The 14572-nt window shown below is 75.1% G+C and carries 12 protein-coding genes and 1 riboswitch; of the genes, 4 read left to right on the top strand and 8 right to left on the bottom strand.

From position 1 onward, the window contains the following. The first annotated feature begins 13 nt into the window (after positions 1 to 13). Together ABD981_RS30595 and ABD981_RS30600 are read left to right on the top strand one after the other, a co-directional pair. Positions 14 to 778, top strand: a complete 765-nt coding sequence (locus tag ABD981_RS30595) for a siderophore-interacting protein (protein WP_046907921.1) — start codon at positions 14 to 16, stop codon at positions 776 to 778. A 327-nt stretch (positions 779 to 1105) separates the two neighbouring features. After that, complete coding sequence (locus ABD981_RS30600) at positions 1106 to 2089, top strand: SCO1860 family LAETG-anchored protein (protein ID WP_046907922.1); 984 nt, start codon at positions 1106 to 1108, stop codon at positions 2087 to 2089. Positions 2090 to 2178: 89 nt separating this feature from the next. Here the strand turns inward: ABD981_RS30600 and cobC are convergent, their stop codons facing one another. Continuing rightward, complete coding sequence (cobC, locus tag ABD981_RS30605; RefSeq protein ID WP_123954497.1) at positions 2179 to 3747, bottom strand: Rv2231c family histidinol phosphate aminotransferase CobC; 1569 nt, start codon at positions 3745 to 3747, stop codon at positions 2179 to 2181. 57 nt (positions 3748 to 3804) lie between these two features. On the opposite strand from cobC, the gene ABD981_RS30610 reads away from it, so the two are divergent. Continuing rightward, complete coding sequence (locus ABD981_RS30610; protein ID WP_046907923.1) at positions 3805 to 4566, top strand: ZIP family metal transporter; 762 nt, start codon at positions 3805 to 3807, stop codon at positions 4564 to 4566. 2 nt (positions 4567 to 4568) lie between these two features. Here the strand turns inward: ABD981_RS30610 and ABD981_RS30615 are convergent, their stop codons facing one another. The 7 genes from ABD981_RS30615 to ABD981_RS30645 form a co-directional block, all read right to left on the bottom strand. Next, positions 4569 to 5960 carry a cobyrinic acid a,c-diamide synthase CobB gene (locus ABD981_RS30615; protein WP_046907924.1) on the bottom strand — a complete coding sequence of 464 codons (1392 nt, stop codon included), beginning with the start codon at positions 5958 to 5960 and terminating at the stop codon, positions 4569 to 4571. Then, complete coding sequence (gene cobO, locus ABD981_RS30620; protein WP_046907925.1) at positions 5954 to 6562, bottom strand: cob(I)yrinic acid a,c-diamide adenosyltransferase; 609 nt, start codon at positions 6560 to 6562, stop codon at positions 5954 to 5956. The genes ABD981_RS30615 and cobO overlap by 7 nt, the downstream gene beginning before the upstream one ends. Beyond that, entirely contained in the window at positions 6562 to 8640 is a 2079-nt protein-coding gene (locus ABD981_RS30625; protein WP_046907926.1) for a putative cobaltochelatase, read from the bottom strand. The genes cobO and ABD981_RS30625 overlap by 1 nt, the downstream gene beginning before the upstream one ends. A gap of 76 nt (positions 8641 to 8716) precedes the next feature. Beyond that, positions 8717 to 10225: a cobyric acid synthase gene (locus tag ABD981_RS30630; protein WP_046907927.1), complete on the bottom strand. Its 1509-nt coding sequence runs from the start codon at positions 10223 to 10225 to the stop codon at positions 8717 to 8719. After that, positions 10222 to 11214 (bottom strand): cobalamin biosynthesis protein, encoded by a 993-nt coding sequence (locus ABD981_RS30635; RefSeq protein ID WP_046907928.1) that lies wholly within the window; start codon positions 11212 to 11214, stop codon positions 10222 to 10224. The genes ABD981_RS30630 and ABD981_RS30635 overlap by 4 nt, the downstream gene beginning before the upstream one ends. A gap of 52 nt (positions 11215 to 11266) precedes the next feature. Continuing rightward, positions 11267 to 11345, bottom strand: a riboswitch (adenosylcobalamin (AdoCbl) riboswitch). Positions 11346 to 11516: 171 nt separating this feature from the next. Beyond that, positions 11517 to 11738, bottom strand: a complete 222-nt coding sequence (locus ABD981_RS30640; RefSeq protein WP_046907929.1) for a hypothetical protein — start codon at positions 11736 to 11738, stop codon at positions 11517 to 11519. A gap of 16 nt (positions 11739 to 11754) precedes the next feature. After that, a complete protein-coding gene (locus ABD981_RS30645) occupies positions 11755 to 13044 on the bottom strand; it encodes an inorganic phosphate transporter (protein ID WP_046907930.1) in 1290 nt (429 codons plus the stop codon). 372 nt (positions 13045 to 13416) lie between these two features. On the opposite strand from ABD981_RS30645, the gene ABD981_RS30650 reads away from it, so the two are divergent. Beyond that, on the top strand, positions 13417 to 14544 hold the full coding sequence (locus ABD981_RS30650) for an alpha/beta hydrolase (RefSeq protein WP_046907931.1): 1128 nt from the start codon (positions 13417 to 13419) through the stop codon (positions 14542 to 14544). The last annotated feature ends 28 nt before the right edge of the window (positions 14545 to 14572 follow it).

Genomic DNA, 14572 nt, shown 5'->3' on the forward strand with positions numbered 1-14572 from the left:
GGAGGGGGTCGGGGTGGGTCGCACAGGCCACGGCTGGGAGGGCGTCGTCCTCAAGCTGTTCCGCGGCAGGGACTTCACGTTCACGGTGACCGGAGCCGAGCAGGTCACCGAGCACTACCGCCGGGTGGGCTTCACCGACGGCGGGCTGCTCGCCGCCGCCGGGGTCCACCCGACCATGTGGGTGCGGCTCTGGTTCGACCGGGCCGGCAAGCCCCACCAGCGCGCCTACACCCTCGTCGACCCGGACCCGGACGCCGGCACCTTCAGCCTGGAGTTCGCCCTGCACGACGGCGTCGCCAGTCGCTGGGCCCGCGGCTGCGCCCCCGGCGACACCGTCGAGGCCACCCTCCAGGGCACCGGCTTCACCGCGCCCGAACCGGCCCCCGGCCGTCTCCTCCTGGTCGGCGACGCCGCCTCGCTGCCCGCGATGAACTCCCTGCTCGACGCCTTCCCCGGCACCCCCGCCACGCTCTGGTTCGAGACCGCCCACGCCTCCGACGAGGCGCTGCCGACGCGCCTCGACCCGGAGCTGCACGAGCTCCGCCGGGTGGCGCGCGAGGACGCGGGGGCCGCCCTGGTCGCCCGGGTCCGCGAGGAGCTGCCCGCGCTCGCGGCCGCCGTCCCCGACCCGTACGTCTGGATCGCCTGCGACACCGTGACCACCCGCACCCTCGCCGGGTACGTCCGCAAGGAGCTCGGGCTGCCCAAGGAGCGGGTGCACGCGCTCGGTTACTGGCGGCCCTCCCGCGAGCGCGCGGCGGATCTCGCGGCGGGTTGACGATCCGTTACCCCAGCTCGGCGCGGATCGTTGAAGCACTTTTCGCCGACGCTTCCGGAGGGGCTCGGGAGAGCTCCCGAAGGCCCCCGAACGCGCCCCTGAGCCCCGTGCACGCCGTAACGCGCGGGGCTGGCGAGAACGCCTGTGCCGAAAGATTCGAATATGGACACGGAAACCACCCTTTGGAGTGAACTCACGCCAGGTGTCTGCCAGTTCACCCACAGTGCGTAAAGATTCCGGTGTCTCGAGTCGCCGCTGCCGCAACGACCCACAGTCCCCGTGGCGAGCGGCCGGCGACGCCATGTCTCTCGTGGGGGTTCCACCGTCTTGAACAGCAACACCTTCCGCCTGCCCGTACGCCGTTCCGCCGCCGCCGCGACCGTCGTCGCGCTCGCCGTCGGTCCCGTGCTCCTCGCGGCCCCGGCGGCCCACGCCACGGGCGGCGAGGGCGCCGAGGGGCACGCCACCGCCGTCGTCCTGCGCGCCGGACTCGACGTGAACCTGCTCAACAAGGCGGTGAACGTGCCGCTGCGCGCCTCCCTCAACGAGGTCGAGGCCCCGGCCACCGCCAAGAAGACCGCGCTCTCGGTGACGGTGAAGGGCGCGGAGAACGACAAGCCGGTCGACGTCCTGCGCGCCGACGTCGCCACCTCCGAGGCGACCGTCGAGGGGAACACCGCCAAGGGCTACGTCAACCTCGTCAAGGCGCGGGTCCACGTCCCCGGACTCCCGCTGCTCTCGCTGGTCGAGGTCGAGAAGGTCACCTCCAAGGCCGTCTGCGAGGCCGGCAAGCGCCCGGTCGCCGAGTCCAACCTGCTCGGCCACGTCACGGTCCTCGGCAAGAAGACCACCCTGTCGACCGGCGGTCGGACCAAGGTGAGCGTGCCCGGCGTCGGAGAGGTCGTCCTCGACCTCTCCCGCACCTCCACCACCTCCCGCACCGCCGCGGCCACCGCCCTGGAGCTGAAGGTCACGGTCAACCCGCTCGAACTCAACGTCGCCGAGGTCAGCGGCAAGGTCACCCTCGCCGAGGCCACCTGCGCGACCCCGGCCGGCAGCAAGCCGACCGAGCGCCCGACCCAGCGGCCCAGCGAGCGCCCCTCGGAGCAGCCGTCCGAGCGGCCCACCACCCGGCCCAGCCACGAGACCGGCCTGACGACGGACAACGGCGGCACCACCCCCACCGAGAACCTCGCCGAGACCGGCGGCAGCTCCATGACGCCGTACCTGGCCGGCGGCGCCCTGCTGCTCCTCGGCCTGGGCGGCGGCGCCATGGTCCTCGCGCGCGGCCGCGCCCGCGCCCGCGGCTGACCGGCCCGAGGGGGAACACCAGGGGACGCCGGGGGCGGCGCCGCGCACACGGCACCGCCCCCGGTGAGGGGCCGCACCGCCCCGAGGTCTCAGCCCAGCATCAACAGCGCCTGGTCCAGGGCCTGGAGGAAACGGTTCGTCGTCGCCCGGTCCCGCACCGCGAGCCGCAGCCAGTTCCGGTCGAGCCCCGGGAAGGTGTCGCCGCGCCGCGCCGCGAAGCCGAGCCCCCGCAGCCGGTCCCGCACCGCGTCCGCGCCCTCGATCCGCACCAGCACGAACGGGCCCTCCGCGGCCTCGACCGCCCGCACCTCGTCGAACTCCGCCAGCCCCGCCAGCAGGTGCGCCCGCTCCACCCCGATCCGGTGCGCCGCGTCCTCGGCCTCCGCGAGCGCCGCCCGCGACATGCAGGCCTCCGCCGCCACCAGCGCCGGCGTCGACACCGGCCACAGCGGCTGCGCGTGCTCCAGCGCGGCGATCGTCTCCGGCGCCGCCAGCACGTAGCCGATCCGCAGCCCCGCCAGACCCCAGGTCTTCGTCAGGCTCCGCAGCACCACCAGGCCCGGCACGTCCGTCCGCCCCGCCAGCGACTCCCGCTCGCCCGGCACCGCGTCCATGAACGCCTCGTCGACCACCAGCGTCCGCCCGGGCCGGGCCAGTGCCGCGATCGCCGCCGCCGGATGCAGCACCGACGTGGGGTTCGTCGGATTGCCGATCACGACCAGGTCCGCCTCCTCCGGCACCGCCGCCGGATCCAGCCGGAAACCGTCCTCCTCGCGCAGCAGCACCCGCTCCACCTCGTGCCCCGCGTCCCGCAGCGCGGCCTCCGGCTCGGTGAACTGCGGGTGCACCACGACCGGCCGCCGCGCCGGCAGCGCCCGCGCGAGCAGCACGAAGGCCTCGGCCGCGCCCGCCGTCAGCAGCACCCGCCGGGCCGGAAGGTCGTGCCGCTCGGCCACCGCCGCCCGCGCCGCCCGGCCGTCGGGGTAGGCGGCGAGGCCCGTGAGGGAGCCGGCGATCCGCTCCCGCAGCCACTCCGGCGGGGTGTTCGTACGGACGTTGACCGCGAGGTCGGTCAGCTTCTCGTCCCGGACCTCGGCGTCGCCGTGGTGACGCAGATCGTGCGCATCAGCATGAGTGTGGATGTCCATGGCCGCCGTCGTGTGGGGGGTGGGGGTGGGGATGGTGCGCGTGGGGGATGAGCGGGGCTCGCCTGCGATGTACCCGTGGCCCCGGTCCAACAACCGTACGCCTAAGCCATCTTCGTGCGAACGAACCGCACCATCCGGACAGCCCGGTACGGAACGGGCGACCGCGCAGGTCACGCTCCGCGCCTTCCGCTTCGGCACCACCAGCACCGCCCCCGGCCCCGCGGCGCGCAGCGCCGCCGCCTCCGCCACGGACGCCGTCCCCGTCGCGGCCAGCGCCCGCCCCGACGGATGCGGTACGGGCACCCCGGCCAGCTCCTCGCTCCGGAACGCCCGCACCGGCACCCCGAGGCGCGCCGCCGCGCCCGCGATCCCCGGCTCCGCGGCCCGCGCCTCCAGCGTCGCCAGCGCGGTCACGTCACCCCCGCCGAGCCCCGCCTCGCGCAGCGCCGACCCGACCAGCTCCAGCACCTCCGCCACCTCGGCCCCGGACCGGGCCCCGACCCCCACCACGAGCCGGACCCCGGCGTCGAGGTGCGCGGACGAGCCGCCATCGGATAGCAAAGGCCCATGGCTGTAGTCGTCGCGCTCGGCGCGTTCCTCATGACGCTGTTCGGCGGCTGGACGGCCCAACGCGTCACCGACCGGCGCCACCTCGTCCTCGGACTCGCCGGCGGCCTCATGCTCGGCGTCGTCGGACTCGACCTGCTCCCCGAGGCCATGGAGGCCGCCGGCGAGAAGGTCTTCGGCGTCCCGCAGGCCCTGCTGCTCTTCGTCGGCGGCTTCCTCTTCGCCCACGTGGTGGAACGCGTCCTCGCCGTCCGCAGCGCCGCGCACGGGGCGGAGACGGACTGGGGGGCAGCGCAGAGCGCTTCGCCGAGGGATGGGCGGACCCCACAGGTCGGCCTCACCGCGGCCGCCGCCATGGTCGGTCACAGCCTCATGGACGGCCTCGCCCTCGGCGCCGCCTTCCAGGTCGGCGGCGGCATGGGGGCCACCGTCGCACTCGCCGTCATCACCCACGACTTCGCCGACGGATTCAACACGTACACGATCACCAGCCTGTACGGGAACGCCCGCCGCAAGGCCCTCGCGATGCTCGTCGCCGACGCGGTCGCCCCGCTCGTCGGCGCCGCCTCCACCCTGCTGTTCACCCTTCCGGAGGAACTGCTCGGCAGCTATCTCGGGTTCTTCGGCGGTGCCCTGCTCTACCTCGCCGCCGCCGAGATCCTGCCCGAGGCCCACCACGAACACCCCGCCCTGACCACCCTGCTCTGCACGGTGGCCGGCGTGGCCTTCATCTGGCTCGTGGTGGGCCTGTCCGGCGGCTGAGCTCACCCGCAGTGCTCCACGAAACGCGCGGCGGCGCCCGGCGCCCCGGCCCAGTGCGTGTGCACGTAGCTCGCGTGCACCCCGCCCCGCACGAAGCCCTCGACCCGGCGCTCCGGCTGCCGCAGCCCCCAGGCCGCCCGCTCCCCGGCCCCCGGCTCGATCACCGTGCGGTGGAACTCGTGCCCCCGCATCCGGGTCCCCGCCGCCGCCAGCACGCTGTCGTTCACGGCGACGGCGTCCCGGTAGCCGAGCGTGAGCCGCTCCGACATGCGCGCGTCGGCGTCGAGCACCCCGCACATCGGGTGCCCGTCGAGCGAGCGCGCGAGGTAGAGCAGCCCGGCGCACTCGGCCGCGATCGGCGCGCCCGAGGCGGCCAGCTCGGCGACGGCCTTCCGCAAGGGCTCGTTGGCGGACAGCTGCTCGCCGTACATCTCGGGGAAGCCGCCGCCTATGACGAGGCCGCGGGTGCCCTCGGGCAGCGCCTCGTCGCGCAGCGGGTCGAAGGTGACCACCTCGGCGCCGGCGGCGGTCAGCAGCTCCGCGTGCTCGGCGTACGAGAAGGTGAACGCGGCGCCGCCGGCGACGGCCACGACCGGCCTCGTCGCGGGCACGCGTTCCGCCGGGCCGGGGACGGCGGGCACCACGGAACCCCCCGCGTGCGGCCGCTCCCCGGCCTCGGCCACCCACGGCTCGGCGTCCAGCGGCGGCGCCGACCGCGCCAGCGCCAGCAGCGCCTCCATGTCGCACCCGGCCAGCACCTGCTCGGCCTGGGCCGCCACCGCCTCCACGGCCTGGGCCTGCCGCTCGGCGACCGGCACGAGCCCCAGGTGCCGCGACGGCGTGGCCACGGCGGGCGCCCGCCGCAGGACGCCGAGCACCGGCACCCCGGACTCCTCCAGGGCCTCCCGCAGCAGCAGCTCGTGCCGGTCGGTCGCGACCTTGTTCAGGATCACCCCGCCCAGCCGCACCTCCGGGTCCCAGGACGCGAAGCCGTGCACGAGCGCGGCCACCGACCGGGACTGCGAGGAGGCGTCCACGACGAGCACCACCGGCGCCCGCAGCAGCTTCGCCACCTGCGCGGTCGAGGCCAGCTCGCCCTGCCCGGCGGCCCCGTCGTACAGCCCCATCACGCCCTCGACGACCGCCAGGTCGCAGCCCCGCGCGCCGTGCAGGAAGAGCGGCGCGATCCGCTCCGTACCGCACATGTACGCGTCGAGGTTGCGGCCCGGGCGGCCGGTGGCGAGCGCGTGGTAACCCGGGTCGATGTAGTCCGGGCCCACCTTGTGCGGGGAGACCGCGAGACCACGGCCGGCGAAGGCGGCCATCAGGCCGGTCGCGACCGTGGTCTTGCCCGCGCCCGAGGACGGCGCGGCGATGACGAGACGTGCTACCACTCGATGCCCCGCTGGCCCTTCTGACCCGCGTCCATCGGGTGCTTCACCTTCGACATGTCGGTCACCAGGTCCGCGAAGTCCAGCAGCTCCTGCGGGGCGTTGCGGCCGGTGATCACGACGTGCTGCTGCCCGGGACGGTCCCGCAGCACCTCGACGACCTCCTCGGTGTCGATCCAGCCCCAGTGCAGCAGGTAGGCGAACTCGTCGAGGACGTAGAACCGGTACTTCTCCTCGGCCAGGTCCCGCTTGACCTGCTCCCAGCCCTCGCGGGCCTTGTCCTCGTGCGACTGCTCGCCCTCGGCGACCTCGCGCTGGATCCAGGACCAGCCCTCGCCCATCTTGTTCCAGGTGACCGTGCCGCCCTTGCCGGTCTCGCCGAGCGCCTTGAGGGCGTTCTCCTCGCCGACCCTCCACTTGGCGGACTTGACGAACTGGAACACCCCGATCGGCCACCCCTGGTTCCAGGCGCGCAGCGCCATGCCGAAGGCGGCGGTCGACTTCCCCTTGCCGACGCCCGTGTGCACCATCACGAGTGCGCGGTTGCGGCGCTGGCGGGTGGTGAGACCGTCGTCGGGAACGACGGTCGGCTGTCCCTGTGGCATCAGGCGGCCCTCCTGGCAGAGCGGTTGTCCTGTACGTCCCTCACGTCCCTGACGAGTCCGGCGATCGCGTCGGCGCGCAGCTCGTCCAGGGTGACGGCGGTGCCGCCGAGTTCACGGGCGAGGTTCCCGGCGAGGCCGAGCCGCACCGGTCCCGTCTCGCAGTCCACGACGACGCTCGCCGTGCCGTCGGCGGCGTGCAGCCGCGCGGCGCGGGCGGCGAGCGCCAGCGGATCGGGTCCGCCGCCGGTCGCGCGGCCGTCGGTGACGACCACGAGCAGCGGGCGGCGGGAGGGGTCCCGCAGGCGCTCGACGCGCAGCACGTCGTGCGCCTTGAGCAGCCCCGCCGACAGCGGCGTACGGCCGCCCGTCGGGAGCTGTTCGAGCCGGGCGGCGGCCGCGTCCACCGACGAGGTCGGCGGCAGCGCGAGCTCCGCGTCCCGGCCGCGGAAGGTGATCAGGCCGACCTTGTCGCGCCGCTGATAGGCGTCGAGCAGCAGCGAGAGCACCGCGCCCTTCACCGCGCCCATCCGCTGCCGGGCCGCCATCGAACCGGAGGCGTCCACGGCGAACAGCACCAGGTTGCCCTCCCGGCCCTCGCGGGTGGCCTGCCGCAGGTCGTCCCTGCGCACCACCAGACCGGGGCCGCTGCGCCCGCGGGCCTTCTGGTGCGGGGCGGCGGCGTGCACGGTCGCGGCCAGGTGCAGCTTGGTCAGCGCGCCCCGGGGGCGGGTGGCGCCGGTGGTGCGGCCGTGCTCGGTGCGGGCCCGGGAGCGCCGCCCGGCGGCGCCCTCGCCCAGGCCGGGCACGCTCAGCATCTTCGTGCGGAAGGGCTCGGCCGCCTGGACGGCGGCGCGCTCGCCGGAGCCGGGGCCGGGGCCGGACCCGGAGCCGCTGTTCTGCGGCGCGGGCGCGGGCGCGGGCTCGGGGGAAGGGGAGTCCTCCGGCGCCCCGGAGTCCTGCGGCGCGGGGCCTTCGCCCTGCGGCGGGATGCCGCCCCCGCCGCCTCCGTCGGGGCCGCCGTCGCCCGGGCCGTCGGGCTCCGGGTCGGTGTCGGGCTCGTCCTCGCCCTTGAACCGCTCCAGGGTCTCGTCGAGCTTGTCCTCGTCGAGGCCCGGCGCGTCGAAGGGGTTGCGCCGCCGCCGGTGCGGGAGCGCGAGCAGCGCCGCCTGCCGGACGTCCTCGGAGCTCACCTCGGTCCGTCCCGCCCACGCGGCGAGCGCGGTCGCGGTCCGGGCCATCACGATGTCGGCGCGCATGCCGTCCACCTCGAAGGCGGCGCAGGTCGCGGCGATCTGCAGCAGCACCGCGTCCCCGAGCGTCACCCGGGGCAGCAACTCCCGCGCGGCGACGATCCGTTCGCGCAGCGCGGCCTCCTCGCCGGCCCAGCGGGCGGCGAAACCGGACGGGTCGTCCTCGAACGCCAGCCGCCGCCGGACCACCTCGACCCGCTGCTCGGGCACGCGGGAGGCGGCGACCTCCACGGTGAGCCCGAACCGGTCGAGCAGCTGCGGCCGCAGTTCGCCCTCTTCGGGGTTCATCGTGCCGACCAGCAGGAAGCGGGCGGCGTGCCGTACGGAGACGCCTTCGCGCTCGACGTAGGAGGAGCCCATCGCGGCGGCGTCCAGCAGGTGGTCGATCAGATGGTCGGAGAGCAGGTTGACCTCGTCGACGTACAGGATGCCCCGGTGCGCGTCGGCGAGGAGCCCCGGTTCGAAGGCCTTCACGCCCTCCGCGAGCGCCTTCTCGATGTCGAGCGCGCCGACCAGCCGGTCCTCGGAGGCGCCGACCGGCAGCTCGACCATCCGGGCCGGCCGCGCGTCCGCCGGCGCACCCGCGTCGTGCGGCCCGTCGGGGCAGCCCGGGTCGGGCGCGCCGGGGTCGCAGCTGAAGCGGCAGCCGGCGACCACCGACACGGCCGGCAGCAGCTCGGCGAGCGCGCGGACGGCGGTCGACTTCGCGGTGCCCTTCTCGCCGCGGACCAGCACCCCGCCCACGGCCGGGCTGACGGCGTTGAGCAGCAGCGCGAGCCGCAGGTCGTCCATGCCGACGACGGCGGTGAACGGGAAGCGGGTGCTCATCGGGTGGTCACTCCTTCGGGTCGTACGGAGGTCGGGGCGGGCGGTACTGCGGGAGCGGGCGGTGTGGCCGGGGCGGTCACGGTGCCCCCGGCGGCACGAACGGCAGCCCCGTCGGGGCCCCCTCCTCGATGAGCCGCAGCAGCGCGTCCGTGTCGGCGTGCTCCTCGATCAGGTCGCCGAGCCGGTCCAGCTGCTCCTCGCGGAGCGCGCCGAAGGAGGTGTCCGGGGCCGGCACGAAGCTGCGGCCGGACGCCGCCGCGACCTCGCGCAGGAAGGCCCGGCGGAAGCCGTCGCTCTCCAGCGAGCCGTGCCAGTGGGTGCCCCACACCGCGCCGACCCGGCAGCCGTCGAGGAAGGGCTCGCCGCCGTCGACGGTGGCGACGCCGTGGTGGATCTCGTACCCCTCGACCCTCTCGCCGAGCGCCTCGCCGACCGGCCGGGCCAGGGTCTTCTCGACGCCGAAGCGCACCCGTACGGGCAGCAGTCCGAGCCCGTCGACCACGCCGGCCTTCGACTCGACCTCGTCCTCGATCCGCTCGCCGAGCGCCTGGAAGCCGCCGCAGATGCCGAGCACCGGGCGCCCCTCGGCGGCCCGCCGGGCGAGCGCGTCGGCCAGGCCGCGCTCCCGCAGCCAGGCCAGGGCCTTGACGGTGCCGCGGGTGCCGGGCACGACGACCAGGTCCGCGTCGACGAGCTCCTCGGGCCGGTCCACGAAGCGGACCACCACGCCCGGCTCGGCGGCCAGCGCGTCCACGTCGGTGAAGTTGGACATCAGCGGGACGGCGCAGACGGCGACCCGCAGCACGTCGGCGCCGACCGGCGGCGCCACCACCGACTCGCGGACGGTGCCCCGCAGCGAGACCCGCAGGCCGTCCTCCTCGTCTATGCCGAGCCCGTGGGCGTACGGCAGGACACCGAAGGTCCGGCGCCCGGTCAGCCCGTGGAGCATGTCGAGCCCGGGCTCCAGCAGCGTGACGTCGCCCCGGAACTTGTTCACCAGGTACCCGGCGACGAGCTCCTGGTCCTCGGGCGCGAGGAGCGCGGTGGTGCCGAAGAACTGGGCGAACACCCCGCCCCGGTCGATGTCGCCGACCACCACGACGGGCAGCCGCGCGGCGCGCGCGATGCCCATGTTCACGATGTCGGTGCGCCGCAGGTTGATCTCGGCCGGACTGCCCGCCCCCTCGCAGATCACGGCGTCGTACGTGCCCCGCAGCTCCTCCAGGCACGCCATCACCGGCTCGAACAGCGTCCGCTGCCGTCCCCCGTGGTAGCCGCGGGCGCTCATCTCGCCGACCGGCTTGCCCATGAGCACGACCTGGCTGGAGCGGTCGCTGCCGGGCTTCAGGAGGACCGGGTTCATCAGCGCCGTGGGCTCGACGCGGGCGGCCTGCGCCTGCATGGCCTGGGCGCGGCCGATCTCGGCGCCCTCCCGGGTCACGAAGGAGTTGAGGGACATGTTCTGCCCCTTGAACGGCGCGACCTTGATCCCCTGCCGGACCAGCCAGCGGCAGATGCCGGCCGTGACGACGCTCTTGCCCGCGTCGGACGTGGTCCCGGCGACCAGCAGCCCCCCACCCCTCATGCGTTCCTCCGCTTCAGCGCGCTCGCGATCAGCCGGCCGCCCACGCAGGCGGCCAGGGTCAGTCCGGTCACCCGGCGGGACAGGCGCACCGCCCGGTCGATGTCCGCGACCTCGACGGGCCGCCCCTCCGCGTTGAGGACGGGCCGGTGTTCGACCCGGCCGCCGTAGGCCAGGGTGCCGCCGAGCCGGACCCCCAGCGCTCCCGCGAAGGAGGCCTCCACCGGTCCGGCGTTGGGGCTGGGGTGCTTCGACGCGTCCGCGCGCCAGGCGCGCACCGCCCCGCGCGGGTTCCCGCCGGCGACGGTGGCGAGCGCGGCGGTGAGCCGGGCGCCCGGCCAGCCGGCCAGGTCGTCGAGCCGGGCCGAGGCCCAGCCGAAGCGGCGGTACTTCGGCGACTTGTGGCCGACCATCGCGTCCAGGGTGTTCACGGCGCGGAAGCCGAGCAGGCCCGGCACGCCCGCGACGGCGCCCCAGAACAGGGCGCCCACCACGGCGTCGGAGGTGTTCTCGGCGACCGACTCGACGACCGCGCGGGCCATCGCGGGGCCGTCCAGGGAGTGCGGGTCGCGTCCGCACAGGTGCGGCAGGCGCTCCCGGGCGACCTCCAGGTCCCCGGCCGCGAGCGCCCCGCCGATCGCGCGGGCCTCGCGGCCCAGGGTGGTGCCGCCGACGACGGCCCACACGGAGGCGGCGGTCAGGGCGACGGTGGCCGTGCGGCTGCCCCGTACCGTGCGGGCGGCCAGCGCGCCGAGCGCCACGGTGGATCCGGCGCAGACGGCGGTGTGCAGGGCGCCCCAGCCGCGGTGGTCGCGCAGCAGGCGTTCCTCCACCGCGCCGGCCGCCCGGCCGAAGGCGGCGACGGGGTGGCCGCGGCGGGGGTCGCCGGCGATCAGGTCGACGGCGAGGCCGGCGGCCGCCCCGTACGCGAAGGCGGTGGTGGCACCCGGGATGCCGGGGGCACCGGGAAGGCTGAGGGCGCGGCCGGGCATGGCGCTCTGTCCTCACTCAGGGTCCGCGCCCTGGATCGACGTGACCGGCGGCGAGAGTTCCTGACTCCCGGCCCCGGGGGGGGCCGGTCACAGTGGCGGGACCGCGCCGGATTCGCACCGGACTTCCTCTCCATTGCCGCCGTAATGGCCCCGGCAGTCCACCACGCTGCGCGAACAGCCGTCAACTCACCCTTGACCTGCGCCGGGTCACTGTGCGGAGCGCCACAAACACGACGGACGGGCGGTCCGCACCCTCGGGTGCGGACCGCCCGTCCGTCGTACGCGTCGTCGGGCCCGGAGGCTCAGACGACGATCAGGTAGATGCCGTACGCCACGGCCGCCGCGCAGAGGGCGAAGCAGGCGTAGGCGCCGGTGCGGGCCAGGGTGGCGGTGCCGCCGTTCTCGGCGGCCTCCTCCTGCTTGGAGAGGCCCATGACACCGAGGGTGAAGAGGCCCACCAGGGCGACGGTCGCCACGAGGCTGACTCCGAAGACGGAGCCCAGGGCTGCCCAGTCGATCTTCATGCTTGGTTCCAGTTCCTTAGACCGCGGCGGCGGGGGCCGGGGGAGCGGCCGGGTCCGTGGGGCCCGGGGTGGGGATGGTGGTCTTCAGGTCCTCGTCCGCGACGGCGGCGACGGAACCGGCCGGCGGCGGCGGGGTCACGGCCGCGATGGCGGTGGTCACGACGCCCGCGGGCTCGGCGGGAGCGGCCGGGGCGTCCAGGTCGTCGGCCGTGACGTTGTTGTGGTCCACCGGCTTGCGGCGGGACAGCGACCAGATCACGGCGGAGCCGGCGACCAGCAGGACCGCGACGGCGGCGATGCCCCAGGTGCCCTGCTTGGTGAGGAACTCGGCGGCGGCACCGACCAGGCCCGCGGCGGGCAGGGTCAGGCCCCAGGCGACGAACATCCGGGTGGCGGTCGACCAGCGGACGACACCGCCCTTGCGGCCGAGGCCGGCGCCCATCACGGCACCGGAGCAGGACTGGGTGGTGGAGAGGGAGAAGCCCAGGTGGGACGAGGCCAGGATGACCGTGGCGGCGCTGGTCTGGGCGGCGAAGCCCTGCTGCGGCTGGAGGTCGGTGAGGCCCTTGCCCATGGTGCGGATGATGCGCCAGCCACCGAGGTAGGTGCCGAGCGCGATCGCGACACCGGCGGAGACGATGACCCACATGGGCGGGTTCGAGCCGGGGGCGAGGACGCCGCTGGTGACCAGGGCGAGGGTGATGATGCCCATCGTCTTCTGCGCGTCGTTGGTGCCGTGCGCGAGGGAGACGAGACCGGCGGAGGCGATCTGGCCGGCCCGGTAGCCCTTGGCGGTGGCCTTGGTCCCGGTGTTCGACTTGGCGCCGAGGCGGTAGGTCAGGCGGGTCGCGACCATCGCGGCCAGACCGGCCACGATCGGGGCGGCGACGGCCGGGATGAGGACCTTGGTGACGATGGTCGGGCCGTTGACCGCGTCCCAGCCGGCCGACATCACGGCGGCGCCGATGAGGCCGCCGAAGAGGGCGTGGGAGGAGCTGGACGGCAGACCGAGCAGCCAGGTCAGCAGGTTCCACAGGATGGCGCCGACGAGCGCCGCGAAGATCACTTCTGTGCGAATGCCCTCTTCGTTGATGATCCCGCCGGAGATCGTCTTGGCGACCTCCACGGACAGGAACGCGCCGACGAGGTTCAGCACGGCGGACATGGCCACCGCCGTCTTGGGCTTGAGAGCACCGGTCGAGATGGTCGTCGCCATCGCGTTGGCGGTGTCGTGGAAACCGTTCGTGAAATCGAACACGAGAGCTGTCACGACCACAATCGCGAGCAGCAGCGTGATGTGTTCCATTTACCCAGGCAATCGTTTGACGTCAGTGGCTGGTCGAACGTACGCAACCTGGGTGAACGGAAGATGAACTGGGTCCGGCTGTGTGGTGTCCCCAACCGGGGTCCCGGGATTCCGCTTCCGCCCCGGACGGCCGCGCTGTCCACCATGCGGTCGTGGTGCGACCCGGGGTAAGCCCTGGCGTACCGGGACGGATGCGACTCCCACCCCTTCCGCCGCTCTCCACCCGTTCCGTCCCGTGGACCCCGCGCGGACCCCGTCAGTCGTACGGGCGACCCCTCCGGGGAGACCCATGTCACTCGTCCGGGGGCCCGTGCCCCGCGTCCGGCGTGTCGCCCGGTGGCAGCCTCCGCGCACTCTGCCGACACTGGGAGCGTGCGCCCGGCTACAGCGACGGCAGCGGCCGTCACCACAGTGATCGGTGTCGGCGCGGCCGCGGTGGCGGCCGGCCGGTACGCCAGCGACGCCGCCCTCGGGGTGCCGTCCGGACGTCCCCTCCCCGGAGATCCCAAGCTGACCGTGCACGCCACGGGCCCCGGCCGGATCACCCTCACCCGCAGCCTGGCCTCCCTGCGCCCCGGCACGTACGGGATCGAGGCCGCCGGACTGCACGCGGTCGTCGGCCCCGTCCTCGACCGGGTCCCGCACACCGCCGACACCGTGGTGCGCCGGCTCGAACGGGTCGAGCTCGGCACCCTCTCCACCGGCGCCCGCGTCCGCTTCACCCCCCAGCTGCACTGCGGCACCCCCGAGACCGCCCTCGGCCTGGCCCACGAGGACGTCGAGATCCCCGGCGAACTCGGCACCCTCCCCGCCTGGCTCGTCCCCGGCGCCCACTCCACCTGGGTGATCGCCCTGCACGGCCTCGGCGCCACCCGCGAGCACGCCCTCAACCTCGTCCCCTTCCTCCAGCGCCGCCAGGTCCCCGTCCTCGTCCCCGCCTACCGGGGCGACGAGGGCGCGCCCGCGGCCCCCGACGGCCTCGCCCACCTGGGCGACTCCGAGTGGCGCGACGTCGACGCCGCCATCCGCTACGCCGTCCGCCGGGGCGCCGGACAGGTCGTCCTGCACGGCTGGGGGGCCGGCGCCGCGATGGCCCTGCACGCCGCCGCCGGCTCCGGGGTGCGGGACAGGATCCGCGGCCTGGTGCTCGACTCCCCGGTCCTCGACTGGGAGGCCACCCTGCGCAACCTCGCCGCCGCCCGCGGCGTGCCCGGCCCCCTCGTCCCGCTCGCCGTCCGCGCCGCCCAGGGCAGGACCGGCCTGCACGGCGACCGGCTCGCCGAGGCCGCCGACCCCGCGGGCCTGCGCGTGCCGACCCTCGTCTTCCACGGGCCCGACGACACGATCGCCCCCTGGGCCCGCTCGCAGGAGCTCGCCGCCCTCCGCCCCGACCTGGTCACCCTCACCACGGTCGGCAACGCCCCCCACGCGGCCATGTGGAACGCGGACCCGCTCCGCTACGAGGAGGCCCTGCGCCGCTTCCTCACGCCGCTCGTCTAGGTCCTGCCCTCCGGATCACGCCGGGCCG

The sequence above is a fragment of the Streptomyces showdoensis genome (assembly GCF_039535475.1).
GTDB classification, from domain to species: domain Bacteria; phylum Actinomycetota; class Actinomycetes; order Streptomycetales; family Streptomycetaceae; genus Streptomyces; species Streptomyces showdoensis.

Bases quoted from the DNA above. Each gene is read 5' to 3' on its own strand.
- ABD981_RS30645 (WP_046907930.1), bottom strand. From the start codon at position 13,044: ATGGAACACATCACGCTGCTGCTCGCGATTGTGGTCGTGACAGCTCTC.
- ABD981_RS30635 (WP_046907928.1), bottom strand. From the start codon at position 11,214: ATGCCCGGCCGCGCCCTCAGCCTTCCCGGTGCCCCCGGCATCCCGGGT.
- ABD981_RS30625 (WP_046907926.1), bottom strand. From the start codon at position 8,640: ATGAGCACCCGCTTCCCGTTCACCGCCGTCGTCGGCATGGACGACCTG.
- cobO (WP_046907925.1), bottom strand. From the start codon at position 6,562: ATGCCACAGGGACAGCCGACCGTCGTTCCCGACGACGGTCTCACCACC.
- ABD981_RS30640 (WP_046907929.1), bottom strand. From the start codon at position 11,738: ATGAAGATCGACTGGGCAGCCCTGGGCTCCGTCTTCGGAGTCAGCCTC.
- ABD981_RS30630 (WP_046907927.1), bottom strand. From the start codon at position 10,225: ATGAGGGGTGGGGGGCTGCTGGTCGCCGGGACCACGTCCGACGCGGGC.
- ABD981_RS30610 (WP_046907923.1), top strand. From the start codon at position 3,805: ATGGCTGTAGTCGTCGCGCTCGGCGCGTTCCTCATGACGCTGTTCGGC.